This window comes from Sedimentibacter sp. (assembly GCF_032080165.1).
In the GTDB taxonomy this organism is placed as follows: Bacteria; Bacillota; Clostridia; order Tissierellales; family Sedimentibacteraceae; genus Sedimentibacter.
This window is the reverse complement of sequence record NZ_DAMASY010000001.1, coordinates 26,281-52,017: the sequence shown is the minus strand read 5'-3', so window position 1 is coordinate 52,017 and position 25,737 is coordinate 26,281. Positions and strand designations below refer to the sequence as shown.

The 25,737-nt window shown below is 36.0% G+C and carries 22 protein-coding genes and 1 riboswitch; of the genes, 15 read left to right on the top strand and 7 right to left on the bottom strand.

Annotated features, from left to right (window positions below; genetic code table 11):
• The first annotated feature begins 23 nt into the window (after positions 1–23).
• The 8 genes from RT412_RS00220 (at position 24) to RT412_RS00185 (ending at position 8,818) form a co-directional block, all read left to right on the top strand.
• Positions 24–605, top strand: a complete 582-nt coding sequence (locus RT412_RS00220) for a V-type ATP synthase subunit E family protein (RefSeq protein WP_313339114.1) — start codon at positions 24–26, stop codon at positions 603–605.
• 27 nt (positions 606–632) lie between these two features.
• Complete coding sequence (locus RT412_RS00215) at positions 633–1,640, top strand: V-type ATP synthase subunit C (RefSeq protein WP_313339112.1); 1,008 nt, start codon at positions 633–635, stop codon at positions 1,638–1,640.
• Positions 1,633–1,953, top strand: coding sequence for a V-type ATP synthase subunit F (locus RT412_RS00210; protein ID WP_313339110.1), 321 nt, complete (start codon positions 1,633–1,635; stop codon positions 1,951–1,953). The genes RT412_RS00215 and RT412_RS00210 overlap by 8 nt, the downstream gene beginning before the upstream one ends.
• Positions 1,954–1,988: 35 nt before the next feature.
• The gene (locus tag RT412_RS00205) at positions 1,989–3,761 is read left to right on the top strand and encodes a V-type ATP synthase subunit A (RefSeq protein WP_313339109.1); all 1,773 of its coding nucleotides are present in this window, start codon (positions 1,989–1,991) and stop codon (positions 3,759–3,761) included.
• Position 3,762: 1 nt separating this feature from the next.
• Entirely contained in the window at positions 3,763–5,139 is a 1,377-nt protein-coding gene (locus RT412_RS00200) for a V-type ATP synthase subunit B (RefSeq protein ID WP_312814357.1), read from the top strand.
• A gap of 18 nt (positions 5,140–5,157) precedes the next feature.
• A complete protein-coding gene (locus RT412_RS00195; protein ID WP_313339106.1) occupies positions 5,158–5,853 on the top strand; it encodes a V-type ATP synthase subunit D in 696 nt (231 codons plus the stop codon).
• Positions 5,854–5,992: 139 nt separating this feature from the next.
• A complete protein-coding gene (locus RT412_RS00190; protein ID WP_313339104.1) occupies positions 5,993–7,036 on the top strand; it encodes a nitronate monooxygenase in 1,044 nt (347 codons plus the stop codon).
• A gap of 225 nt (positions 7,037–7,261) precedes the next feature.
• On the top strand, positions 7,262–8,818 hold the full coding sequence (locus tag RT412_RS00185; RefSeq protein ID WP_313339102.1) for a sodium/proline symporter: 1,557 nt from the start codon (positions 7,262–7,264) through the stop codon (positions 8,816–8,818).
• Between the two features lie 57 nt (positions 8,819–8,875).
• Here the strand turns inward: RT412_RS00185 and RT412_RS00180 are convergent, their stop codons facing one another.
• From RT412_RS00180 to aroF, 6 genes are read right to left on the bottom strand one after another with little or no spacing between them, the layout of a single operon-like run.
• Positions 8,876–9,400, bottom strand: coding sequence for a shikimate kinase (locus RT412_RS00180; protein ID WP_313339100.1), 525 nt, complete (start codon positions 9,398–9,400; stop codon positions 8,876–8,878).
• Positions 9,397–9,651, bottom strand: coding sequence for a chorismate mutase (locus tag RT412_RS00175; RefSeq protein ID WP_313339098.1), 255 nt, complete (start codon positions 9,649–9,651; stop codon positions 9,397–9,399). Before RT412_RS00175 ends, RT412_RS00180 begins: the two co-directional genes overlap by 4 nt.
• A complete protein-coding gene (aroC, locus tag RT412_RS00170) occupies positions 9,642–10,733 on the bottom strand; it encodes a chorismate synthase (RefSeq protein WP_313339096.1) in 1,092 nt (363 codons plus the stop codon). The genes RT412_RS00175 and aroC overlap by 10 nt, the downstream gene beginning before the upstream one ends.
• Entirely contained in the window at positions 10,714–11,904 is a 1,191-nt protein-coding gene (gene aroA / locus RT412_RS00165; protein WP_398438605.1) for a 3-phosphoshikimate 1-carboxyvinyltransferase, read from the bottom strand. Before aroA ends, aroC begins: the two co-directional genes overlap by 20 nt.
• A gap of 21 nt (positions 11,905–11,925) precedes the next feature.
• Entirely contained in the window at positions 11,926–12,990 is a 1,065-nt protein-coding gene (gene aroB, locus RT412_RS00160) for a 3-dehydroquinate synthase (protein ID WP_313339094.1), read from the bottom strand.
• Positions 12,987–14,000: a 3-deoxy-7-phosphoheptulonate synthase gene (gene aroF, locus RT412_RS00155; protein WP_313339092.1), complete on the bottom strand. Its 1,014-nt coding sequence runs from the start codon at positions 13,998–14,000 to the stop codon at positions 12,987–12,989. The genes aroB and aroF overlap by 4 nt, the downstream gene beginning before the upstream one ends.
• A gap of 149 nt (positions 14,001–14,149) precedes the next feature.
• On the opposite strand from aroF, the gene RT412_RS00150 reads away from it, so the two are divergent.
• Positions 14,150–15,985: an S-layer homology domain-containing protein gene (locus RT412_RS00150; protein ID WP_313339090.1), complete on the top strand. Its 1,836-nt coding sequence runs from the start codon at positions 14,150–14,152 to the stop codon at positions 15,983–15,985.
• Positions 15,985–17,208 (top strand): NAD(P)/FAD-dependent oxidoreductase, encoded by a 1,224-nt coding sequence (locus tag RT412_RS00145; RefSeq protein WP_313339088.1) that lies wholly within the window; start codon positions 15,985–15,987, stop codon positions 17,206–17,208. Before RT412_RS00150 ends, RT412_RS00145 begins: the two co-directional genes overlap by 1 nt.
• Here RT412_RS00145 and RT412_RS00140 read toward each other — a convergent pair.
• On the bottom strand, positions 17,200–17,937 hold the full coding sequence (locus RT412_RS00140) for a folate family ECF transporter S component (protein WP_313339086.1): 738 nt from the start codon (positions 17,935–17,937) through the stop codon (positions 17,200–17,202). The two genes, RT412_RS00145 and RT412_RS00140, sit on opposite strands and share 9 nt — an antisense overlap.
• 69 nt (positions 17,938–18,006) lie before the next feature.
• Positions 18,007–18,099, bottom strand: a riboswitch (THF riboswitch).
• Between the two features lie 103 nt (positions 18,100–18,202).
• On the opposite strand from RT412_RS00140, the gene RT412_RS00135 reads away from it, so the two are divergent.
• The 5 genes from RT412_RS00135 to fdhF all read left to right on the top strand — a co-directional run bounded on the left by RT412_RS00135 (position 18,203) and on the right by fdhF (position 25,714).
• On the top strand, positions 18,203–19,888 hold the full coding sequence (locus RT412_RS00135) for a formate--tetrahydrofolate ligase (RefSeq protein ID WP_313339084.1): 1,686 nt from the start codon (positions 18,203–18,205) through the stop codon (positions 19,886–19,888).
• Between the two features lie 82 nt (positions 19,889–19,970).
• Positions 19,971–20,465: an NADH-quinone oxidoreductase subunit NuoE gene (gene nuoE, locus RT412_RS00130; RefSeq protein ID WP_313339082.1), complete on the top strand. Its 495-nt coding sequence runs from the start codon at positions 19,971–19,973 to the stop codon at positions 20,463–20,465.
• 3 nt (positions 20,466–20,468) lie between these two features.
• The gene (locus RT412_RS00125; protein ID WP_313339080.1) at positions 20,469–22,061 is read left to right on the top strand and encodes an NADH-ubiquinone oxidoreductase-F iron-sulfur binding region domain-containing protein; all 1,593 of its coding nucleotides are present in this window, start codon (positions 20,469–20,471) and stop codon (positions 22,059–22,061) included.
• Positions 22,062–22,071: 10 nt separating this feature from the next.
• The gene (locus RT412_RS00120) at positions 22,072–23,025 is read left to right on the top strand and encodes a 2Fe-2S iron-sulfur cluster-binding protein (RefSeq protein WP_313339078.1); all 954 of its coding nucleotides are present in this window, start codon (positions 22,072–22,074) and stop codon (positions 23,023–23,025) included.
• Positions 23,026–23,029: 4 nt separating this feature from the next.
• A complete protein-coding gene (gene fdhF, locus RT412_RS00115) occupies positions 23,030–25,714 on the top strand; it encodes a formate dehydrogenase subunit alpha (protein WP_313339076.1) in 2,685 nt (894 codons plus the stop codon).
• Positions 25,715–25,737 lie beyond the last annotated feature (23 nt).

Sequence of the window (25,737 nt, the reverse complement as noted above, 5' to 3'; positions counted from 1 at the left end):
AACTATAATAAGGATGTGAGGAAATGAGCATTGAAAATATAACAGCTACTATTTTAAACGATGCTAAATTAGTTGAAGAAACCTCCGTTAAAAATGCTGAGAAAACAATGGAGGAAATTATAAACAAAGCAAAAATAGAAGCTGAAGAAATAATGAAGCAAACAGCGGAAAAAAGTACAAAGGATGCGGAAAGCTTAAAAAGCAGAAAGGTATCAGCTGCAGAACTTCAAGCAAAAAAAATGATTCTTGGCGCAAAGCAGGAAGCTATTCAGAAAAGCTTTGATTTAGCACTTGAGAAGTTAAAATCAATGCCCGAAGATAAATATTTAAACTATTTGACAGAAGAAATAATTAAAATTCCTGTAAATAAAGGAATAATAATCTTAAATCAAAGAGACAGGGATAAAATAGGCGAGAAATTAATAAAAGCAGTTAATCAAAGATTGAATGTTCAAAGTTATGAATTAAGCGACAAAACGATAAATGTAAGCGGCGGATTTCTATTAAGAAGCGGCAATATAGAAATTAACAATACCTTTGAAACGTTACTTAATTCAATAAAGGATGATTTGACTACCGAAGTTGCAAATGCACTTTTTAATTAATTTTCCTGCCTGAAAGGAGGAATGGCTTTGGCAAAAATTAAGGATACAGATTATTTGTTTTCCACTGCAAGAGTCAGAAGTGTTGAAAAATACATGCTTACTCGTGAAAGAGCAGAGAAAATGATTGATGCAAAGACCACATTGGATAGCTTAAGGGTTTTAAATGATATAAATTACGGATATGACAACGAAATTACCGAACCAAATAATTATGAAAAACTTTTAAGTGAAGAGCATAAAAAAACATATGATTTTATATCATCTATCGCACCTGAATTAGATTACTTCAATATGTTTTTATATCCATACGATTATCATAATTTAAAAGTTATTATGAAATCCGAATATTTAGCTTTTGATTCTTCCGATATTTTGGTTGATACCGGCTCGATTGATTTAAAAACACTTAAATATGCCGTAAAAGAGAGAGATTTTTCATCTTTGACAGAAAGTATGGGTAAAGCATTAAACGAAGTAATTGAAACATTTCCAAAAACTAATGATCCTCAGCAGATAGATATTATCTTTGATAAATATTGCTATGAGGAAATGTTAAATACTGCGAAGGAAACCAAAAATGATTTTATAATTGACTATATTAAATTACAGATTGATGTAATCAATATAAAAACTTATGTAAGATTAAAGAAAATGAATAAATCCTGGGACTTTTTCACCAAGGTTTTCATAAGCGGCGGTGATATCAGCGAACAGGTATTCATAAAAAATTATGATGATTCATTTGAAAAATTTGCTGAACAGTTGTCGGCATACGGTTTTAGGGATTTATTACTTGAAGGAACTGAAGAACTGATTGAAACGGGAAAATTCACAACCTTGGAAAAGCTTTTGGACAATAAACTGATTGAATATGTTAAGTCAGCTAAATATGTTCCTTTTGGCATAGAGCCCCTTGCAGGATATTTGATAGCAAAGGATAATGAGATAAAAATTGCAAGAATAATTTTGGCAGGCAAGCTTGCAGGTATCTCTCCTGAACTTATAAGAGAAAGGTTGAGAGAAATGTATGTATAAGATAGGTGTTATCGGTGATAAACAAAGTGTCCAGGGTTTTAAAGCGGTTGGTTTAGATGTATATGACTGTATATCGAAGGAAGATGCAAAGCAAAAGTTGCAAAAAATCGCCAATGAGGACTACGCTATTATTTATATAACGGAAAACTTCTATGCTGAGATAACGGATGCTGTATATGAATATAATGAAAAACGCCTGCCGGCAATAATTCCTATACCGGGTATGAGCGGTTCAATGGGAATAGGATTTGATAATATTAAAAAAGCTGTAGAAAAAGCAGTTGGTGCTGATATATTGTTTAGCAACGACTAATTGAGTTATTAAAATGAAAGCAGGTGATTAATTTAATGAGCCAAGGAAGAGTAGTAAAAATATCCGGTCCGTTAGTTATAGCTGAAGGTATGAAAGATGCAGACATGTTTGACGTTGTACGTGTCAGCGAACAGGGACTTATCGGCGAGATTATAGAGATGCGCGGTGACAGGGCATCAATTCAGGTATATGAGGAAACAGCAGGATTAGCTCCGGGAGCACCTGTAGTTACAACCGGAGCACAGTTGTCGGTTGAACTTGGACCCGGACTTATAGAAACCATATATGACGGAATCCAAAGACCACTTGAAGAAATCAGAAAAATGGCCGGACCTAACATTGCCAGAGGAATAAGTGTTCCATCACTTAACAGAGAGAAAAAATGGGAGTTTGTACCTGTTGTTAAAGCAGGCGACAAGGTTCAGGCAGGAGATATTATTGGAACAGTTCAGGAAACGATAGTTGTAGAACAAAAAATAATGGTTCCGTATGGTATAAGCGGAACTGTACAAGAAATAAAATCAGGCAGTTTCACGGTGGAAGAAACAGTATGTACTGTTTTAAAAGAAAACGGTGAAAATATTAATTTAACAATGATGCAGAAATGGCCTGTAAGAAGAGGCAGACCTTACAAGGAAAAATTGGTTCCCAATACTCCTTTGGTTACAGGACAAAGAGTTATAGACACGATGTTCCCTATCTCAAAGGGCGGTGTTGCAGCAGTTCCGGGACCATTCGGAAGCGGTAAGACAGTTGTTCAGCATCAGTTGGCTAAATGGGCCGATGCGGAAATAGTTGTTTATATAGGATGCGGTGAACGCGGTAACGAAATGACAGACGTTTTAATGGAATTCCCTGAATTAAAAGACCCAAGAACAGGTGAATCATTGATGAAACGAACGGTGTTAATTGCCAATACATCAGATATGCCGGTTGCTGCGCGTGAGGCAAGTATTTATACAGGTATTACAATTGCAGAATATTTCAGAGATATGGGCTATTCGGTTGCTTTAATGGCTGACTCCACATCAAGATGGGCAGAGGCACTTCGTGAAATGTCCGGACGTCTTGAAGAAATGCCGGGTGAAGAAGGTTATCCCGCATATCTTGCATCTCGTCTTGCACAATTCTATGAAAGAGCAGGAAGAGTTATAAGCTTAGGAGCTGAAGGAAGAGAAGGAGCATTATCTGCTATCGGAGCAGTTTCACCTCCGGGTGGAGATATTTCAGAACCGGTATCTCAGGCAACTCTTCGTATAGTAAAGGTATTCTGGGCTCTTGACGCACAGCTTGCATACAGACGTCACTTCCCGGCGATTAACTGGTTAAACAGTTATTCATTGTATGTTGACAGAATAGGAAAGTGGTTTGATGATACAGTTGCACGTAATTGGACTTCAATGCGTTCAGAAACTATGAGGCTGTTACAGGAAGAAGCTGAATTAAATGAAATAGTTCAACTTGTTGGTGTTGACTCCCTTTCAGTTGGAGACAGATTGAAGCTTGAAGCAACTCGTTCCATAAGAGAGGACTACCTGCATCAAAATGCGTTCCATGATATAGATACCTATTCATCACTTGAAAAACAGCATAAATTATTAACATTAATCTTAAAATATTTCCATGATGGCATGGATGCATTAAGAGATGGTGCTGACTTTAAGAAATTATCCGAGCTTCCTGTAAGAGAAAGAATCGGAAGATTTAAATATACGGAAGAGAAAGATATTCAAGAAAACTTTGACAATATTAAGAAACAGATAGAAACAGAAATTTCAGCTTTAATTGCAGGCAGGGAGGTTCAATAGTATGATAAGAGAGTATAAGACGATATCAGAGGTAGCAGGACCTTTAATGCTTGTTAAAAATGTTGAAAATGTATCTTACGACGAACTTGGTGTTATTGAGCTTCCTAATGGTGAAACAAGGAGCTGCAGAGTTCTTGAAATTAACGGAAGCAATGCGTTGGTACAGCTTTTTGAAAGCTCCGCGGGAATAAATCTTGCAGAAAGCAAGGTAAAATTCTTAGGAAGAGGAATGGAGTTAGCAGTTTCATACGATATGTTAGGACGTGTATTTGACGGTCTTGGCAGACCTATTGATAACGGTCCGGCTATAATTCCGGAGAAAAGATTAGATATTGCGGGACTTCCTATGAATCCGTCGGCTCGTGACTATCCGGATGAATTTATACAAACAGGTGTATCTGCAATAGACGGATTAAATACATTGGTTAGAGGACAAAAGCTTCCTATATTTTCCGGATCCGGTTTGCCTCATGCTGATTTAGCGGCGCAAATTGCACGTCAGTCAAAGGTTTTAGGTACTGATTCCAAGTTTGCGGTTGTATTTGCGGCTATAGGTATCACATACGAAGAAGCAGACTTCTTTATTTCAGACTTTAGAAAAACAGGGGCTATTGACAGAACCGTATTATTTATGAATTTAGCGGACGATCCTGCAATTGAGCGTATATCAACTCCTCGTATGGCACTTACCGCAGCAGAGTTTCTTGCTTTTGATAAGGGAATGCACGTGCTTGTTATATTGACAGACATAACAAACTATGCAGAAGCTCTTCGTGAAGTATCGGCTGCTCGTAAGGAAGTACCCGGAAGACGCGGATATCCCGGTTATTTATATACTGACTTAGCAACCTTGTATGAAAGAGCAGGCAGAAAGAGAGACATAGAGGGCTCAATTACAATGATTCCTATCTTAACAATGCCTGAAGATGATAAAACACATCCTATTCCTGACTTGACGGGATACATCACTGAAGGGCAGATAATTCTTTCCCGTGAATTATACAGAAAGAATATCAAGCCGCCTATAGATGTTCTTCCGTCGTTGTCACGTTTAAAGGATAAAGGTATAGGCAGAGGCAAGACAAGAGAAGATCATTCAGACGTATTAAATCAGCTTTTCGCGGCATATGCAAGAGGTAAGGAAGCAAAAGAGCTTATGGCAATACTTGGTGAGGCAGCTCTTTCCGATGCAGATAAATTCTATGCAAAATTTGCTGACGAATTTGAAAGAAAATATGTTTCTCAAGGTTATGAAACAAACAGATCAATTGAAGAAACATTGACTATAGGCTGGGATTTATTGACGCTTTTACCAAAGAGCGAATTAAAACGTATAAGAGACGAATATCTTGAAAAATACTATCCCAAAAATGAATAAAACGAGGGGTGAAAAGTTATGGCAAGGTTAAATGTAAATCCGACCAGAATGGTATTAACCTCTCTGAAAAAGCGTTTGAAGGTGGCCGTTAAGGGTCATAAAATGCTTAAGGATAAACGTGATGAGCTTATGAAACAATTTTTGGAGCTTGCCAGAGAAAACAAAAGCTTGCGTGAACAGGTGGAATCCTATTTGCAGAATGTTTATTCCAACTTTGTAATTGCAAGTGCGGTTATGTCAACAGAAGTTTTAGAGGAAGCACTTATGTATCCTAAACAAGGAGTAGCAATCGACGTAAGAAACAAAAATGTTATGAGTGTTGATGTTCCTGTGTTTGACTTTAAAACTACAACTGATGATGCTTCAAATATTTATCCTTATGGTTTTGCCAATACTTCAGCTGAGCTTGATAATGCCATTGAAAATTTATCTGAAATTTTTCCTGAAATGTTAAAGTTAGCTGCAGTAGAAAAGGAAGTACAGCTTCTTGCGGCAGAGATAGAAAAAACCAGAAGAAGGGTTAATGCCCTCGAATACGTTATGATTCCTCAATTTCAAGAAACAATCAAGTATATTCAAATGAAACTTGATGAAAATGAAAGAGGTAATCAAACGAGATTAATGAAGGTCAAGGACATGATGATTCAAGAAATCATCGAGGAAAAACAGGCAAATACCAATGCCGCCCTTGATGAGTACAGTCAAAAACAATAATTTAGTAATTTGGGGGACGGTTCTTTCGTTTCATTATTGACGAATAGAATCGTCCTTTTAAATTTTCCTTGACAAATTCAATGATTATCTATATACTTTGAATATCAAATAAATTGATTTTTAAAGTATTGGAGAAAAAATGGAACTGAAAGAATTAAGAATAGGCGATTTAATTGCCAAGATTCCAATTATCCAAGGAGGTATGGGTATTGGTGTATCCTTATCAAATTTAGCAGCTGCCGTAGCCAATGAAGGTGGTATAGGAACCATATCAGGAGTACAGATTGGATTCAGAGAGCCGGATTTTGCAATGAATCCATTAGAGGCAAACTTAAGAGCTATAGGCAAGGAAATACAAAAAGCAAGAGAAAAAACAAAAGGTATTATAGCCATGAATATAATGACGGCTATCACCAATTATGAACTTTATGTAAAAAAAGCAGTAGAAGAAAAAATAGATTTAATAATTTCCGGTGCCGGACTTCCCTTGGCACTGCCTAAATTGGTTAAAGGAACATCTACTAAAATTGTTCCGATAGTGTCATCTGCAAAGGCAGCAAAGGTAATAATAAAAAGTTATTTAAAGCATGACAGATTACCTGATGCTCTTGTAGTTGAGGGACCGTTAGCAGGTGGGCATTTAGGATTTAAAATGGATGAAATGCTTGAAAATAAATGTATGGCTTTAAAAGACATTGTAAAGGAAGTTAAGGAATTAATCAGCAGTTTTGAAGCAGAATGCAATGTTAAAATTCCTGTGATTGCCGCCGGAGGAATAAGAACGAAGGAAGATTTAAAAGAACTTAGCGATGCAGGTGCCGACGGATTTCAAATAGCAAGCTTGTTTGTACCAACTGTTGAATGTGATGCAGATGAAAACTTTAAATTAGCTTATATTAATGCAACTGAAGATGATGAAATGATTATAAAAAGCCCCGTAGGAATGCCCGCCAGAGCAATCAGGACAAACTTTCTGACAGAATCAATGGCCAGCGGAAATAAGGCAAGCAAATGCTACAGATGTTTATCCGGATGTAATCCCGCGTCAATTCCCTATTGCATATCAACCGGTTTAATAGATGCGGTAGAAGGAAGAGACGGGTTGATATTTGCAGGTGCTAATTTAAAAAGTGTAAATAAGTTAACAACCGTTAAAGAAGTAATTAATAATTTAATAGGATAAAATGTAAGACAGATGTGTATATTAATACATATCTGTCTTTTGTTTGCAAACAAGAGAGCATATTAATCAAGTGTTCAAATCTTAGGATTGTTAATTCGGTGACAACGTTAACAATTCTACATTTATCGCTATTATTTATGCTTGACTTTATGTAATTCTGCAATTATACTTATATAAATATCTTGCCGTAAAAAATGGTAAGAAAAAATAAAAGGAGGTTAGTTAATGAGAGGAGACACATTACAAATTTTTATTTCAATGATTGTGTACATGGCTGTTGTTATAGGTATCGGATTGTATTTTGCAAAACGTGCCAATGAAAGCAGTGAAAACTTTTTTTTAGGAGGCAGATCTTTAGGCCCCTTAGTTACTGCAATGAGCGCCGAAGCTTCAGATATGAGCGGTTGGCTTTTGATGGGCCTTCCCGGAGTTGCATATTGGTATGGTCTTAGTGATGCTGCTTGGACAGCTATTGGTCTTGCCGCAGGAACTTATCTTAACTGGTTGTTTGTAGCTAAAAGGCTGCATGATTATTCCGTTATAGCAGGCGACTCAATAACTCTTCCTGATTTCTTCAGTAATCGCTTTAAGGAAAAAAACAAAGTAATTATGACTATTTCCGCAGTATTTATTCTTGTATTTTTTACGGTGTATGCATCCAGCTGTTTTGTAACGGTAGGTAAGCTTTTCAGTACATTGTTTGGATTTAAATATCAGGTGATGATGGTGTCGGGCGCAATATTTGTATTGATATACACGTTCTTGGGTGGCTTTTTAGCTGAAACCGCTTCAGATACATTGCAAGCATTCGTAATGATAATTGCTCTTGTAACAATCTTGATTATTGGTACTTCAGTTGCAGGAGGAACATCCGTTGTTGTTGAAAATGCTAAATCAATTCCCGGCTTTTTTGAATTTTTCGGAATTGCATCGCCTGCATTAGGAGCCGATGGTACTCAAATAGCCGTAAACGGAGTACCGCAGTTTAACGCAGCAGGAAAATACGGATTATACACCATATTATCTACATTGGCATGGGGTCTCGGATATTTTGGTATGCCTCAGGTATTGTTAAGATTTATGGCAATCAGAGATGCAAATGAGCTTAAAACTTCAAGAAGAATAGCAGTTGTATGGGTAATTATTTCACTTGGAGCAGCAGTTGCAATCGGAATTATAGGAAGAAGCTTATTCCCAACCGAGTTAACTACATACAGTGCTTCAGAAAGTATATTTATAGTTCTTTCTTCAAACTTGCTGCCGGCAATGCTTGCAGGTTTTGTAATGGCAGGTATTTTAGCTGCTACAATCAGTTCATCTGACTCATATTTGTTGATTGCTGCATCAGCATTTTCTAAAAATATCTATCAGCATTTAATCAAAAAAGATGCGACAGATGATCAGGTAATGAAAATTTCAAGAATTATATTGTTAGTAATTTCAGTAATCGGTATTGTAATAGCACTTGATGAAACCAGTGTTATCTTTACTATTGTATCCTTTGCATGGGCAGGATTTGGAGCTACTTTCGGACCTATAACAATATTCTCATTGTTCTGGAAAAGAACAACAAGAGAAGGTGCTATCGCAGGTATGTTATCAGGCGGTATAGCAGTATTTGTTTGGAAGCTCTTACTTAAGCCAATGGGAGGATTATTCGGAGTTTATGAACTTCTGCCTGCATTTATAATTTCATGTATTTTTATTTATGTAGTATCAAAAATGACAGCAGAGCCATCAGCTGAAATTCAAGAAGAATTTGAAATGGTAAAAAATAAATAGGAATATTATTTGGAGATTCACGTTAGGGCATCTTTTACTGCCTTCAGGATGATACAGTTATTTGTCATCCTGAGCATTAACGAAGGATCTCCTTTTGAGTTTTTGTATAATATCTTCTACTGAATCATTAATTTCTTTATCATTAATCACTTCAATATCACAATATTTTTTATATAAATCTATTCTTTCATTGTAAAGCTTATATATATTGTCGATACCATTACTTAGTAAGGGTCGCTTTTGAATATCAACATCCTTTACAATGTTATCAGGATGTCTGTTTATAAAAACTACAATAGAGTTTCTTTTTAAATAATCAATATTTTCTTTTCTTTTAACAATTCCTCCGCCTGTAGAAATTATTAAGGAATTTTTATTGCCCAATTCTTTTGCACAGTCGGTTTCTAAGCTTCTGAAATATTCTTCTCCGTCTTTGAATATTTCTGCAATACTTTTACTTTCTTTTGCTTGAATCATTTCGTCCATATCAACAAAAATCATGTTTAATTTTTTTGCTGTTTCTTTTCCTATGACAGTCTTACCGCTCCCGGGCATTCCGATTAATACGATATTTCTGCTCATAGCTGTAATTCCTTGCTTGAATCCATAATCTGTTTATAGATATTTTCTATATGCCTTGCGTAATTCTTATTGCTTAAATAACCGATGCAGTTTTCTATTACCTTTTTTTCTCTGACTTCATCATATATGGGAAGATTGTTTTCACTTTTGTATTTGCCTATTTCGAGAGCTAAGTTAAATCTTTTTTCTAAACAGGAAACTATTTCTTTGTCTACTTCATTTATTTCGATTCTTGCAGAATTTAAATCCATAATTCACCGTCTCTTTCTAAAATCAGATCAAGAATTACCAAAGCAGCAGCGCCGTTTATTGCGGGTATCACTCTTGGAACTATGCAGGGATCGTGCCGTCCCGCAACATTAATTTCTGTTTCCTTCATTTCATGTAAATCTACTGTGTGCTGAGATATGCCTATGGAGGAGGTTGGTTTTATGGCAGTTCTGAAGACAATGGGCATGCCGTTCGTTATTCCCCCTAATATTCCGCCGTTATTATTTGTCGTTGTCGTTATTTTATTGTTGGTTATAATGAATTCATCATTAGCATTATTGCCTGTAAGCTTAGTTATATCAAATCCGGCACCAAATTCTATACCTTTAACTGCAGGTATTGAAAATATCATATGAGATAATTTACTTTCAACAGAATCAAAAAACGGCCCTCCATAACCGGCAGGTACATTTACTATATAAGTTTCAATTACTCCGCCGACGGAATTATTGTTTTCTTTAGCTTCTGATATTTTTTCCTGCATCAGTTTTAATTTATCCGAAGATAATACGGGAAAATTCATTTTTGTTAATCTGTTAATTTCATTTTCATGTAAATTTATTCCATCATCATCTGAAATATCTTTTATGCTTTTGATTCTGCTTACTATATATATTTTTTTGCTTTGCAGAATTTGCATGGCAATGGCTCCGGCGAAGGTTAGGGGAGCTGTCAGTCTGCCTGAAAAATGACCGCCGCCTCTGAAATCGTTGAATCCCTTATATTTAATAAATCCTGTGTAATCTCCGTGACCGGGGCGTATTTTTGATTTTATTTCGTTGTAATCCTTGGAGTTTATATTTTCGTTGTAAATTAGGGCACAAAGGGGTGTGCCTGTAGTTTTTCCTTGGAAATAACCGCTCACTATGCTGTATTTATCTTCTTCTCTGCGGGGAGTTGATAATACGCTTTGTCCGGGCGCCCTTCTTTTCATATGCTCGTCTATATATTCTAAATTAAGCTCTATTCCCGGAGGCAGACCGTCAATGACTATGCCTGCTGCCTCACCGTGTGATTCACCGAATAAGCTGATTTTCAATTTATTACCTATTATTGAGCTCATTGACCTTACCTCCTAAATATTTATAATCATCCCAAAAGCTTGGATATGATTTATTAACGGCTTGGCAATTTTCAAGTATTATTTCCTTTTCACAGTTTGTTGCGGCAATAGCTAATGACATTGCTATACGATGGTCATTCCAGCTGCTTATTTTAGCTGCGCCTGATAATTTTACGACTCCCTTGATAATCAGGCCGTCCTCAGTTTCATTAATATCAGCGCCGATTTTTTTCATTTCTGTTGAAATTGCTTTTAATCTGTCTGATTCCTTTACTCGAAGGCGCCCTGCATTTGTTATTTTAGTTATGATACCGTTTTTTAGCGATGCAAGTACGGATATTATCGGAACTAAGTCAGGTATTTGGGATGCATCGATTATAATTTCTTTCTTGGTATTTTTGTATCTTTTTATTATATTAACTATTTCCTTATCACCCTGTAAAGAATTATCATTTAATCCTATGGTTTCAATATTATTTCCCAATTCATTTGCCACTAAGAAGAAGCTTGCCTGAGAATAGTCGGCTTCTATGGTATAAGTGCTGCTTTTATAATTTTGACTACCTTTGATATAAAATTCATTTGTATTTATTTGTTGTATTACAACTCCGAATTTTTTCATTACATCAATTGTCATATATACATAGCTTTTAGATTCCAAGCTGTCTGTAATTATGATATTAGAATCATCAGATAAAAGAGGAAGGGCAAAGAATAAACCTGAAATAAACTGTGAACTGATTCTACCTGACATTTTATATGTACCTGCTTTTAAATTTCCCTTAACATATAAAGGTATATCTTTATATGTTATATAAGTAATATTCTGCTCATTAAAAATATCGAAATATATACCCAAGGGTCGTTCAAACAACCTTGAACTTCCCGTAAAGCTGCATTGATTATTTACCGCAAGAGAAATGGGAATTAAAAATCTTAGAGTTGAACCGGATTCCCTGCAATCAATCACCGGATGAGGAGTATGTCTATCGGTTAGCTGCTTCATGCCTTCTACAGTTGCTTTTATGTCTTCTGATAAAATAAGATTATTGACTATGCTTTCTCCGTCTTTACATAAAGACGCACAGATAACAGCCCTGTGACTTAAGCTTTTTGAAGGAGGCATATTTAATTTTCCTTTTAGCTTTGTCGGCTTAATTAAAATATCCATAATTTCTCCTGTCTCCTGTCATTAGGGGGTTATAAATTCATCAACTGCATTAACGGGTACATTGTGTATAAAGCTTTCACCGATTTTCTTCAGCAATATCAAATTTATATTATTATTTAAATTTTTTTTATCAGATAAAATATATTTTTTAATTTCTTTTTTATTGTAATTGTCTAAATTGCATTGGATATTGAAATTATCCGATATAGCTTTTAATTTTTCGTATGTCCCGATTTCTGTATATCCGATTCTTTCACTGTTTTTTGTTATTATGAGCATACCTGCAGCTACCGCCTCTCCGTGAGTTATTTGGAAGCTGTAATACTTTTCAATGGCATGACCTATTGTATGACCGAAGTTTAAGAGCATTCTTATCCCCTTATCCTTCTCATCAAATTCAATCAGTTGTTTTTTTATGCTTAAGCACGTATGTACAATTTTTTCTATATTTTCAAAAAGCTCATGCTTTGATTTAATATTCATTAAAAATTGAAACAATGATAAATCCTTTATGCACGCATATTTTATAATCTCACCCATACCGTCCTTAATGTATTTATCACTTAAGGTTAACAAAAAATCAGTATCAATCAATACTGCTTTTGGGTGGTAGAAGCTTCCGGCTAAATTTTTTCCTTCTGCTAAATTAACTGCCGTCTTACCTCCGATACATGAATCTGTTTGTGCAATAAGTGATGTGGGCACTTGTATATAATCTATGCCTCTTAAGTATGTGGAAGCCGCAAAGCCGGTTAAATCACCTACAACGCCGCCGCCAAAGGCAATTATCAAATCACTTCTTTGAATATTATACTCTGAAAGCTTCGCATAAACAAATTCCAAAACGCTGAGTGTCTTACTGTTTTCACCTGTCTTTATTATAATAAAGCTGACATCAAACTGCTCGTTTAGACTGCTTTCCAACTTGCTGCAGTACAGTTCAAATATATTCTCATCTGTCAGGACAGCTATTTTTTTGCCGCTATAAACATTTTTAATTTCCTCTGACAGATTTTGAATTAAACCGTTTTTTATAATTACTTCGTATTTCGCCGCGTTTTTTTCTATATTAATATCTAATTTCATATATCTCTTCCCGTTGCTTTTGCAATAAGCTTTAATTTTTCCATAAGCTGTTTTAATTTATCTGGTTTTATTGATTGATTTCCGTCACACAGTGCATTTTCAGGATCATTATGAACCTCAATAATTAAACCGTCGGCTCCTGCCGCTATAGAAGCAAGTGCCATTGGCTCTACCATCCACCATCTGCCTGTTGCGTGACTCGGATCAACTATAACGGGAAGGTGGCTTAATTTTTTTATTACGGGAACTGCGCTCAAATCCAAGGTATTTCTTGTATAGCTTTCAAATGTTCTTATGCCTCTTTCGCACAATATAACATTTTCGTTTCCGCCAAGGAGTATATATTCCGCCGACATTAACAGTTCTTCCACCGTTGAGGACGGTCCTCTTTTTAATAATATGGGTTTGTTAATTTTTCCAAGCTGCTTTAACATTTCATAGTTTTGCATATTGCGTGCGCCAACCTGTATAATATCCACATTTTCAACATATTCATCCAAGAAATCCAAGGATGTTAATTCAGTTACTATAGGAAGACCTGTTTGTTGTTTGGCAAGCTTTAAAAGGTCTAATCCTTCTGTCTTCAATCCTTGAAAGCTGTATGGAGACGTTCTTGGTTTGAATGCTCCGCCTCTTAAAAATTTAGCGCCGTATCTTTTGACATCGTCGGCAATGCTTAATATTTGTTCCTGATTTTCTACAGAACAGGGACCTGCTATTATATTTACTCTATTTCCACCGATAATTTCATTGTTAACTTTAATTTCAGTATTGTTGGGATGCAAAAGACGATTTGCCTTTTTATACGGCTCCTGAACAAATATTACTTTATCGATAGCTTTGTATGCTTCAAAAATACCGGGATCAAGCTTGCTGACATCACCGATTAAACCAAGTATATGATAGTTTAATTCCTTGATTTCGTTAACCTCTAACCCCAACTTATTTATTTTATCTTTTATTATAGATATTTCTTTGTTATCAGCATTTTTATTTAAAATTAAAAGCATATGGTACTCCGTTTATTTGTTATGATTAAAATTTATCATAAATTGACAATATGTCAATAGTAAAATTGAATTGTCGAATCAAGAATTAATTGCGGGAATGATTGTTTTATGATATAATTTTATAAAAACATGGGTATTTAGGAGGCACTATGAAAAAGGTTATATTGCTGGTAATTGTTCTTTCTTTAGTCCTTGCAATGACAGTAAATGCATTAACATTCACAGACATTTCAAATCATTGGGCTAAAGGATACATAGAGAGAGTTGCAAATAACGGTTTGGTTGCAGGTTATGATGATAAAACATTTAAACCGGATAACAATGTTACTGTTTTAGAAGCATTGATAATGATGTCAAGATTATATGAAATTGATGAAGATTTAAGAGAACAAATAATTGAAGAATATGAATCAAGTTTTGATCGTATGCTTAATACGATGGGCTATGATTGGTCATTCGAATATTTATCGGTAATAATTGAATTGGGAGTTGTTTCTGAAAAGGGTATTGAAGATATGTTTTCCAAAAAAACAATTTTTCAGGATGCAACAAGGGAAGAAATAGCTGTACTTTTAACGAAAGCAATGCTATTAGGAAAAGAAGCACAGGATTTAAAGGTATATTCGCTGCCTTTTACTGATGCAGCCAAAATATCTGCTGCAGCAAGACCATATATCTATATAATGTATGATAAGGAAATAATGCAGGGAGACGATAAGAAAAACATTAATCCTACGAATAAAATAACAAGAGCTGAAGTAGCAACTGTTATAGATAAAGCTTACGATTATTTGCAGGATAATGACGTGTATCCCGAATTTGACGATTATTTGAAAATGACAGTTGAAAGCGGTATAATCTCCCAGCTTTCATCATCTAAAAACGAAACATACATATATATTAAAAATGAAAGCGGCAAAGAAAATATAGTAAGAATAAATGACGATACAAAGATAACTATAAATAAAAGAGCGAGAGATTTTTCTGATTTGAAAAAGGACATGATTGTAAGTTGCAAGATAGACGAGGACAGAACAGCTGTAAGTATAGAGGTTGATAATTCAAAAGAGGTTAAAATCGGCAGAATATCCATAGTTGCTTATGCATCACCTGCATCCTTGACAATAATTGATGGAGACAAGGATAAGCTTCAATACAGAATACCTTCGGACGCTAAAGTTTATCTTGACGGCAAAGAGGTTGAATTAAGAAAATTAAATAAGAATGATGAAGTTACGTTGCTGTTAGAGGATGGAAAGGTTTATCAGGTTAATGCTGTCAGCCGTATTAAATATTATGACGGCGTAATTTCTAAAATAGATTATTCAAAATATCCTATTACAATTTCTATAAAGATGGAAAATGATGAAGTAAAAACATTTAAGTTTAACAGTGATGTTGAGGTTACGAGAAATGATAAGGCATCAAGCTTTGACCAGGTAAGAGTTGGAGATGAAGTTACTATTACGACTGAGTATGATGATATGATTGAAATCAATACTGTTGCCAAAGAAGCTGAAATTAGCGGAATCATAAAGGAGATTATATTAGGTGCAGAAAGTAAATTGAAAATTGCTGATGAGGATGGAGATGTTGAACAATACTTCATAAGTAAAAATGTTATCGTAACACTTGGAAATAAAACTGCATCTGTTAATGATCTGAGAGTAGGATACAATGTCAACGTTAATACTTCAGGAGGTGAAATTGTTACAATTGAGGCATCAGAGCTTCAGGCTGTAACAAATTTTTCCGGTAAAGTAATTTTTATTAATGAAAAAGACAAGATAATAATGATGCAAAATACAAGTACCGGAAGCGGTCAGCCTGAACTCGTATATTTAAAGGTAACAGATAGTACGAGAATAATTAATATATCAGGCAATACAAAGTATTTGAAGAACATAGAAGAAGGACAATATATATCGAGCTCGGCTGTTTCTCAGAACGGAGAATATGTGGCTGTAAGCATAATAGTACCGTAATGATATACGATGTAATAATAATAGGAGCAGGAGCAGCAGGATTATTCAGCGCACTTTCTATTAAAAATAAAAAGGTTTTATTAATTGAAAAGAATGCGGCACCGGGTCAAAAGCTTCTCATATCAGGTGCAGGTCAATGCAACTATACAAATAATTGTAATTTAGACGAGCTTTTAAAAAGATATGGCAATAGGGGCAGGTTTTTAAAATCTGCCCTTTTTAACTTTTCAAATACGGCTGCTATAGAATTTTTTAATAGGCATGGTGTTAAAAGCTTTATAAGAGAAGACGAAAAGGTATTTCCGGAATCATTAAAAGCGGATGATATATTAAATATATTAATTTCCTGCTGCAAAAAAAACGGTGTGAAATTTATATACGATTCACCGGTGGAAAAGATAATGTACCATGAAGATAAATTTTTTATAGTAAAAACTACAAATTCTTCCTTTGCCGGCTCTAATGTAATAATTGCCACAGGAGGAATGTCATATCCAAACACAGGTTCAACAGGTGACGGATATAAACTTGCCCAATGTATAGGCCACAAAATTGAAAAACCAACGGAAAGCTTGACTCCTGTTTACACGGACAATTATGATTTTAAGGATATACCGGGAATTTCGTTTAAAAATATAAGCGTGACATTATGGAGAAACAATAAAAAAATAAATGAATTCAGGGGAGACCTTCTGTTTACTCATGTGAATATATCAGGTCCCGTTATATTGAATAATTCAAGGTATATAGAAAAGGGAGATATATTAAGAATTAATTTTACAACCTTTAAAAACAGTGAAGAATTTAAAAACGATTTTGAGGATTTAATTTTAGCTTCCGGCAAAATGAATATTAAAACTGTTTTAAAAAAGTATAATTTGCCAAAACGTTTCATAGGAAAGGTTATGAAGCTAACAAATGTTGATGAAGAAATGATATGTAGTCAGTTAGATAAAAACAAAAGAAAGAAATTAATCGAATTAATCTCAAATTATCCTTTCAAGGTTGAAAAGTTAGGCGGTTTCCATGTAGCCATGGTTACAAAGGGTGGAATATCAACAGAAGAAATTAATCCAAAAACCATGGAATCAAAAATAATACCCCACCTTTATTTTGCAGGTGAGGTAATTGATTACGATGGTGATACAGGTGGTTTTAATATTCAGGCTGCATTTTCAACAGGAAGGTTAGCCGCGGATAGTATTAACAGGGCTTTATTCTAACTTTTTATATGCATTTAGAATCGCCGCAATTATTATTGAATACAAAGGTATCATGAAAAAGTTGGTTAACACTCTTGCCGGCAACCATGCCATTATTCCCTTTCCGTATAAAATTGTTAAAAAGTAAGTGTTCAATATAATTGAGGTTATCAGTTGTGTCACACTAACCGTAAAAACAATTTTATTCATATTGTAATCAATATTCTTGGATGTTATTTTTACGGGAATAATTAAATAAATTAAAACTAAAGTAAAAAATCCTGCTATATAAATAGGGTTTAAGGGTTTTCCGTTATACATTATACCGTTATCAAAGGTTAATAGACCTTGATAAATGAATATTGATACAAAACTAACAGATAAAAGTGATATAAAAATTGTATTTAAAAAATTATAATTTATATCCTTTTTTGTATACTTATAAATCAAGCCGGGCAATAAACCGGTTAAGCCGCTAACTAATGTAAAACCGGGGAAAAACGGACCGTTGGGTTTAACCATAAAATTAATTAAGTCTGCCGATGCACCTGCCAAAAATCCGGTTACCGGACCTAAAACTATTCCTGATAACATTAAGGGTATCGATGCGAAATTTATACGCAGTGCGGGAATTCCTCCAAGAGGTATATAAACCTCAAACATAACCTTAAGAACTAAGCTCATGGCTATAAAAAGCCCGGCTCGCACAATTTTTAATGATGTGAATTTTTGTGCTGTATTATTTCTCATATTATCCTCCTTCTTGAGCAATAATACCTCCGCACAATATAGGAGGATAACACTGTAATTATCCTCAAATACAGCGGAAGCGACAAGATACCGCAGCGTAAAGCTTTCGTTTAAGGGCGACATCCCATCCCCTAACACTTAACGCATCTTGTCTACTCTGTTAAATATTAAATAAATTGTATTTTATACTATCATACTTTATAATATAATACAAATATATTTTTTATAAATATTATAAAAACGATAACATTTTTTAGGAGGAGCAATGCCAGATAAATTTTTAAGTGATATTGAAATTGCACAGCAAGCAACTATGCAGGTAATTAACAACATAGCTGAAAAAATAGGTATACCTGATCAGTATGTAGAAAATTACGGTAAATATAAAGCTAAAATAGACTTTAGATATTTACAGAACGAATTAAAGGATAATGAAGATGCTAAGCTTATATTAGTTTCAGCCATTAATCCTACTCCTGCAGGGGAGGGTAAAACAACTACAACCATCGGCTTGGGAGATTCACTTTCAAGTTTAGGTCATAAAACAATAATCGCACTTCGTGAACCATCCTTAGGACCTGTATTTGGTGTTAAAGGCGGGGCTGCAGGCGGAGGATATGCTCAGGTTGTTCCAATGGAAGATATTAATCTTCATTTTACAGGTGATTTCCATGCAATAGGTGCGGCAAACAATCTTCTTGCGGCAATGATTGATAACCACATTCATCAAGGCAATCAATTGGATATAGATACAAGAAGAATTGTATGGAGAAGAGCCGTTGATATGAATGACAGACAGCTAAGAAGGATAGTTAACGGTCTTGGCGGAAAAACAGAGGGTGTAGTAAGAGAGGATGGATTCGATATTACTGTTGCTTCGGAAGTAATGGCTATTTTCTGCTTATCTAACGATATATTGGAATTAAAAGAAAACTTATCAAAGATAGTTGTTGCGTACAGTAGAAGCGGTGAAGCAATTACAGCAGGTCAGCTAAAAGCAGAAGGTGCCATGGCTGCTTTATTAAAGGATGCATTAAAACCAAATTTGGTTCAAACATTGGAGGGAACTGCCGCATTTATACACGGAGGACCTTTTGCAAATATAGCTCATGGCTGTAACAGTGTTATTGCTACGAAAATGGCAAGCAAAATTGCTGATTATGTAGTTACTGAAGCAGGTTTCGGAGCAGATTTGGGAGCTGAAAAATTTATAGATATAAAATGCCGTAAAACAGGTTTAAAACCAAGTGCCGTAGTTATCGTTGCTACAGTAAAAGCTTTGAAATATAACGGCGGAGTTGCAAAAGCAGATTTAGGTGCGGAAAACTTAGCTGCATTAGAAAAAGGACTTCCAAACTTATTAAAGCATGTTGAAAATATTACTCAGGTATTTAAGCTTCCTGCAGTTGTCGCTATAAATAAATTCCCGACAGATACAGATGCGGAACTTAACTTAATTAAAGAAAAATGCAAGGAATTAGGTGTAAATGTTGCATTGTCCGAGGTTTGGGGCAATGGAAGCAAGGGCGGTCAGGAACTTGCTGATGAAGTTATAAGATTAACTGAAAAGTCAAGTGATTTAGAATTTGCATATGATTTAGATTTATCCGTAAAAGAAAAAATCAAATCAATTGCAACTAAGCTTTACGGAGCATCTGATGTAGAGTTTGCTCCAAAAGCAAACAAGGAAATAGCTAATCTTGAAAAGCTTGGATTTAGCAATATGCCAATATGCATGGCTAAAAATCAGTATTCATTAACTGATGATCCTAAGGTATTAGGAAGACCGACTAATTTCAAAATTACAATAAGAGATATTACAATATCTGCCGGAGCAGGATTTTTGGTAGCACTTACAGGAGATATAATGAAAATGCCGGGACTTCCTAAGGTTCCTGCAGCAGAAACCATAGATGTTGACGTAGACGGAAAGATAAAGGGACTGTTTTAGACAGTATTTATTATTTAAACATCTGAATACAGCCGACACTAAGTAATTGTGTCGGCTGTCTCATTTCATAAAGGAGAAAAAGATGGAGTTTGTATTTGACAAAGAGAAAAATAAAGAAAAAATTGAAAGCTTCAAAATGTTCATACAAGATCATAAGGAAACTCCCGGAGTGCTTATGCCGGTATTACAGGAGGCACAGGAAATCTTTGGTTATTTGCCGAGAGAAATCCTGCAATTAATATCAAGCTCTTTAAGAATTCCAATGGCTGAAATTTATGGAGTGGCAACATTCTATTCACAATTTTCTTTTATACCTAAAGGAAAAAATACTATAAGCGTATGTCTTGGTACGGCTTGCTATGTAAAAGGTGCACAAGCTATATTAGAGGAGATAGAAACGGTTCTTGGTATAAAAGCAGGCAGTACTACACCTGATTTGAAGTTTTCAATTGATTCTACAAGATGTGTCGGTGACTGCAGCTTAGCACCGGTTATAGTTATTAATGAAGATGTATATGCTAAGGTTACGAAGGATAAGGTAAAAGAATTAATTGAAAAGTATAGAAGCGAGGTGTAGAAATTGTTAACACTTGACAGATTGCAGCAAATACGTGAAGAGCATAGACCAATTCTTGAAGCACGTGTCAGAGAAGCAGGAAATGCAGATATAAATGAGGATGGTTCTATCGTTTTAAACGGAGATTATTATAAAAAGCAAGTAAGGATTGCATTGAAGAATTGTGGGATTATAAATCCATTAATGATTGAGGATTATATAGCGGTAGACGGTTATTCGGCACTGGCAAATATCTTGTTTAATAAACTTAGCGGTGAAGTTATAGATGATATGATGGCTTCAAATCTCAGAGGCAGAGGCGGTGCAGGATTCCCGACAGGAAGAAAGTGGAATGAGGCCTTTAAATATGATTCCGATCAAAAGTTTATGATTTGTAATGCCGACGAAGGCGACCCCGGTGCATTTATGGACAGGTCTATTTTGGAAAATGACCCTCATGCAGTGTTAGAGGGAATGGCAATAGGCGGTTATGCGGTTGGAGCCGACAAGGGCTTTATATATGTAAGAGCGGAGTATCCCATAGCTGTAAAACGGCTCAAGACAGCAATAGAGCAGGCCAAGGAGCTTGGAATACTCGGTAGCGACATTTTAGGAACAGGATTCAGCTTTGATATAGAATTGCGTCTGGGTTCAGGTGCTTTTGTTTGCGGTGAAGGTACAGCACTTATCGAATCTATTGAAGGTAAAAGAGGGATGCCGAGAACTAAGATTCACAGAACGGCACATAAGGGTTTGTGGCAAAAACCTACCATTATAAATAATGTTGAAACCTATGCGAATGTACCTGTAATATTTCAAAAAGGTGTTGATTGGTTCAGGAGTATAGGAACTGAAAAATCCCCGGGAACAAAGGTGTTTTCCTTAGTGGGCAAGGTTCAGAATGCAGGGCTTGTTGAAGTTCCCATGGGTACACCCCTCAGAGAAATTGTATATGATATCGGAGGCGGAGTACAGGACGGAAAAGGCTTTAAGGCGGTTCAGACAGGTGGTCCTTCAGGAGGGTGTATACCGGCATATCTGATTGATACTCCCGTTGATTTTGAATCCTTGGGAAAAATCGGTTCCATAATGGGTTCAGGCGGCATGGTGGTCATGGATGAAGATACATGTATGGTTGATGTAGCAAGATTTTTCTTGGAATTTACTGTTGATGAATCCTGTGGGAAATGCGTACCTTGCAGAGAAGGTACAAAGAGAATGCTTGAAATTCTTGAAAGAATAGTGGTGGGTCACGGTGAAGATGGAGATATTGAGCTAATGGAGGACCTTGCCGAGACAATAAGTAAGTCATCATTGTGCGGGCTTGGACAGACCGCGTCGAATCCGGTAGTAACTACCATTAAATATTTCAGAGACGAATATGAAGCACATATTAAAGAGAAGAAATGTCCTTCCGGCTCCTGTAGACCATTAATAGAATATTTTATAACAGAAGCTTGTATTGGATGTACAAGATGTGCTAAAAGCAGCCCTGTTTCATGTATTACAGGCAAGGTAAAGGAAAGACACATAATAAACCAGGATGCTTGTATTAAGTGCGGTACCTGCTATGAGGTATGTCCTGTTAAGCCGGTAAAGGCAGTAATGAAAGGATAGAGGTATTAAGATGGCAAATGTTACAATTACAATAGACGGTCAGAAGATTACGGTACCTAATAATATTTCTATATTGGAAGCTGCGAAAAAGCTTGACATTAAAATACCTGCTCTTTGTTATGATCCCAACCTTGAGGTAGTGGCTGCCTGTCGTTTGTGCGTTGTTGAAATAGAAGGCAGCAAGAAGCTTGAGACATCGTGCTCTACAAGGGTTAGAGATGGTATGGTAATTCATACCGAAAGCGATTCGGTTGTAAAGACGAGAAAGGATATATTACAGCTATTACTGGACAGCCATCCAAATGATTGTCTTACGTGCCAGAAGGCAGGAGAATGCTATTTACAAAAATACGCTTATGAATATGGTATGAAATTCAGAGATCATAATGGTGCTATGAGACCACAGCTGCTGGATACTTCAAGTCCATACATTCTTAAGGACAATGCAAAATGTATTCTGTGCGGTAAATGCGTAAGAACCTGTGCTCAGGTAAGCGACAGAATGGTTCTATCCTTCTCTGAGAGGGGATATGATACCAAAATAATTGCAGATTTTGATCAAACACTTGAAGAATCAAGCTGTGTGTCCTGTAATAGATGCGTTGCGGTATGTCCTGTAGGTGCCTTGGTTGATAAGAGAGCCATGGGAAAAATAAGAGTATGGGACGGTTCATCAAAAGTAATAAATTGTAAATCCTGTCAGTATGGATGTGAATTTGAAATAAAATCAAAAGGAAATGCGAATGTGGCTGTTGTGGCCAAGCCGCCTGCCAATGGTCGCCCGTTATGCTTAAAGGGTCGTCTTACAACAGAGCTTTTATATGTTGATAAACCGGAAGCTCCGTACAGAAAGATAAACGGACAATTTATCAAAACTAATTGGATGAAGATGTTAGGTATAGAAGATATATTGGAAAAGATTGACAGAATAAATGCAGAAAAGGAAAATGAAGTGAAGGAGTGATAGAGTGAATATTATTATAGACGGCATTCAGTATGAGGTAAAAAAGAATACTACAATTTTACAAGCGTGTAAAGATGCCGGCATAAATATTCCTACTTTGTGTCATGATGAAAGGTTGAATCCTTCCTCAGCATGCAGATTATGTTTAGTTGAAGTGGAAGGGGTTAAGAATTTGGTAACCTCCTGCAGTACTGCGGTAAGGGATAACATGGTAGTGCATACAAAATCTAAGGATGTTATAAAAGCAAGAAGAGACGTGCTTAATTTAATAATATCAAATCACCCGATGGAATGCTTAACCTGTGATAAATCCGGAAATTGTAAGCTTCAGGATTACAGCTATGAATACGGTGTTCTTGAAGGAACCTTTAAGGGAGAAAAGAGAGCACCTAAAATAGATACATCCAATCCGTTTTATGATTATGATGCAAGAAAATGTATCCTTTGCGGATTATGCGTCAGAGTTTGTGATGAACTACAGGGAACTGCAGCCATCGGGTTAGAGAACAGAGGATTTGATGCGGTTGTTACTACTCCCTATAATGAAGGTCTGATTAATTCAAAGTGCGTTTCCTGCGGAAATTGTGTATCCGTCTGTCCTGTGGGAGCATTAAGTCCCAAGAGACAAAAATACAGACATTGGGAAACCAAAAAGGTAAGAACTACTTGCTCCTACTGTGGCGTCGGCTGTCAGATGGATTTAGTCGTAAAGGGAAATAAGGTAGTTGACGTTGAACCTGCAAAGAATGCGTTAAATAACGGTCTTCTTTGCGTAAAGGGTAAATTTGCATATAAATTTATTAATCATTCCGACAGGTTGAAGACACCTCTTATTAATAGAAACGGCAAGTTTGAAGAAGCCACATGGGATGAGGCCTATAGATATATCAGAAAAAAAGTAAACGAACTTAAATTAGAATACGGAGCCGACAGTTTTGCAGGGCTGACTTCGGCGAGATGTACCAATGAAGAGAACTATTTATTCCAAAAGCTGTTCAGAGCAGTTATAGGTACAAATAACGTAGACCACTGTGCACGCCTCTGACATTCCTCTACAGTTGCAGGTCTTGCAACTACATTAGGCAGCGGTGCTATGACAAACAGTATAGAGGAAATAACAGATACAGACGCCATGTTTGTAATCGGTTCAAACACTACAGAAAACCATCCCATCATCGGTGCAAGAATGAAGCAGGCTGTAAGAAAAGGCTCTAAGCTTATAGTGGCTGATCCGAGAAGGATTGAGCTTGCTGATTATGCAGATGTATATTTGCAGCTGAAGCCGGGAACAAATATTGCTTTGTTAAACGGTATGATGAACGTAGTCCTTGAGAAGGGATTGTATGACAAGAAGTATATAGATGAAAGATGTGAAAACTTTGAGGAATTAGTTAATGTAATCAAGGAATATACACCTGAAAGAGCAGCAGAAATCTGTGGAGTCAAGACGGAAGATATAATAAAGGCAGCAACAATTTACGGTGAGGCAGATAAAGCCGGTATTTATTATACTATGGGTATCACTCAGCATACTACAGGAACAAATGCAGTTATGAGTGTTTCCAACTTAGCAATGTTATGCGGAAATATCGGTAAGGAAGGTGCAGGTGTAAATCCTTTAAGAGGGCAAAACAATGTTCAAGGTGCCTGCGATATGGGTGGGCTGCCGGCAGATTTACCGGGATATCAGAAGGTTTTTAAACCTGAGGTAATAGAAAAATTTGAAAATTCCTGGGGCGTAAAACTTTCGCCAAAGCCGGGACTGACTATTCCGGAAATATTCAACGGTGCCCATGACGGTTCAATAAAGTTCTTGTACATTATGGGAGAAAACCCAATGGTTTCTGATCCGGATATAAATCACGTAAAAGAAGCTTTAAAGCATGTGGATTTCCTTGTAGTTCAGGATATATTTATGACAGAGACTGCTGAATTTGCCGATGTAATACTTCCTGCAGCATCTTTTGCAGAAAAGGACGGAACCTTTTCAAATACTGAAAGAAGAGTACAAAGAGTAAGAAGGGCAATTCAGTCTGTTGGAGAATCAAAACCGGATTGGCAGATTCTTATGGAATTAATGAATTATCTCGGATTTGAAAAGAAATATTTGCATCCGGAAAAGATAATGGAAGAAATAAGTTCACTCACTCCATCCTATGGTGGAATTACCTATGACCGATTAAATAATGGCGGAATTCAATGGCCTTGTCCCGATAAGCAACATCCGGGAACAAAGTATTTACACAAGGAAGCTATGGCGAGAGGAAGAGGATTATTCATGCCTGCCGAATATGTTGAAAGCGCGGAAATGCCGGATAATGAATATCCGTATGTATTTACGACCGGAAGAATTCTATATCACTACCATACGAGGACTATGACAGGAAGGGTGGAGGGAATAAACATAATTGCTCCATCATCCTATGTTGAAATAAACGAAGTAGATGCCAATAAACTTGGAATAAGGGATGGAGACAGAGTTAAATTAACTTCAAGAAGAGGACAGATTGAAACTACTGCAAAAATTTCTGAAATAATCGATGAAAATGTATTGTTTATGCCATTCCATTTTGCGGATGGAGCAGCTAATTATCTTACTAACTCTGCTACCGATCCGATAGCAAAAATTTCAGAGCTGAAGGTAGCGGCAGTCAGAATAGAGAAGGTTAAAGGATTAATCGTTGAATGACGGGCAAAGCCCTTATTGAACAC

Excerpts from the sequence above, each read along its gene's own strand:
- RT412_RS00120 (WP_313339078.1), top strand. The coding sequence starts at position 22,072 with ATGGCAAATGTTACAATTACAATAGACGGTCAGAAGATTACGGTACCT.
- RT412_RS00220 (WP_313339114.1), top strand. The coding sequence starts at position 24 with ATGAGCATTGAAAATATAACAGCTACTATTTTAAACGATGCTAAATTA.
- aroA (WP_398438605.1), bottom strand. The coding sequence starts at position 11,904 with ATGGATATTTTAATTAAGCCGACAAAGCTAAAAGGAAAATTAAATATG.
- RT412_RS00185 (WP_313339102.1), top strand. The coding sequence starts at position 7,262 with ATGAGAGGAGACACATTACAAATTTTTATTTCAATGATTGTGTACATG.
- RT412_RS00180 (WP_313339100.1), bottom strand. The coding sequence starts at position 9,400 with ATGAGCAGAAATATCGTATTAATCGGAATGCCCGGGAGCGGTAAGACT.
- RT412_RS00205 (WP_313339109.1), top strand. The coding sequence starts at position 1,989 with ATGAGCCAAGGAAGAGTAGTAAAAATATCCGGTCCGTTAGTTATAGCT.
- aroF (WP_313339092.1), bottom strand. The coding sequence starts at position 14,000 with ATGCTTTTAATTTTAAATAAAAATGCTGATAACAAAGAAATATCTATA.
- RT412_RS00140 (WP_313339086.1), bottom strand. The coding sequence starts at position 17,937 with ATGAGAAATAATACAGCACAAAAATTCACATCATTAAAAATTGTGCGA.
- RT412_RS00145 (WP_313339088.1), top strand. The coding sequence starts at position 15,985 with ATGATATACGATGTAATAATAATAGGAGCAGGAGCAGCAGGATTATTC.
- RT412_RS00200 (WP_312814357.1), top strand. The coding sequence starts at position 3,763 with ATGATAAGAGAGTATAAGACGATATCAGAGGTAGCAGGACCTTTAATG.
- RT412_RS00195 (WP_313339106.1), top strand. The coding sequence starts at position 5,158 with ATGGCAAGGTTAAATGTAAATCCGACCAGAATGGTATTAACCTCTCTG.
- RT412_RS00175 (WP_313339098.1), bottom strand. The coding sequence starts at position 9,651 with ATGGATTTAAATTCTGCAAGAATCGAAATAAATGAAGTAGACAAAGAA.
- aroC (WP_313339096.1), bottom strand. The coding sequence starts at position 10,733 with ATGAGCTCAATAATAGGTAATAAATTGAAAATCAGCTTATTCGGTGAA.
- RT412_RS00210 (WP_313339110.1), top strand. The coding sequence starts at position 1,633 with ATGTATAAGATAGGTGTTATCGGTGATAAACAAAGTGTCCAGGGTTTT.
- nuoE (WP_313339082.1), top strand. The coding sequence starts at position 19,971 with ATGGAGTTTGTATTTGACAAAGAGAAAAATAAAGAAAAAATTGAAAGC.
- aroB (WP_313339094.1), bottom strand. The coding sequence starts at position 12,990 with ATGAAATTAGATATTAATATAGAAAAAAACGCGGCGAAATACGAAGTA.
- RT412_RS00135 (WP_313339084.1), top strand. The coding sequence starts at position 18,203 with ATGCCAGATAAATTTTTAAGTGATATTGAAATTGCACAGCAAGCAACT.
- RT412_RS00150 (WP_313339090.1), top strand. The coding sequence starts at position 14,150 with ATGAAAAAGGTTATATTGCTGGTAATTGTTCTTTCTTTAGTCCTTGCA.
- RT412_RS00190 (WP_313339104.1), top strand. The coding sequence starts at position 5,993 with ATGGAACTGAAAGAATTAAGAATAGGCGATTTAATTGCCAAGATTCCA.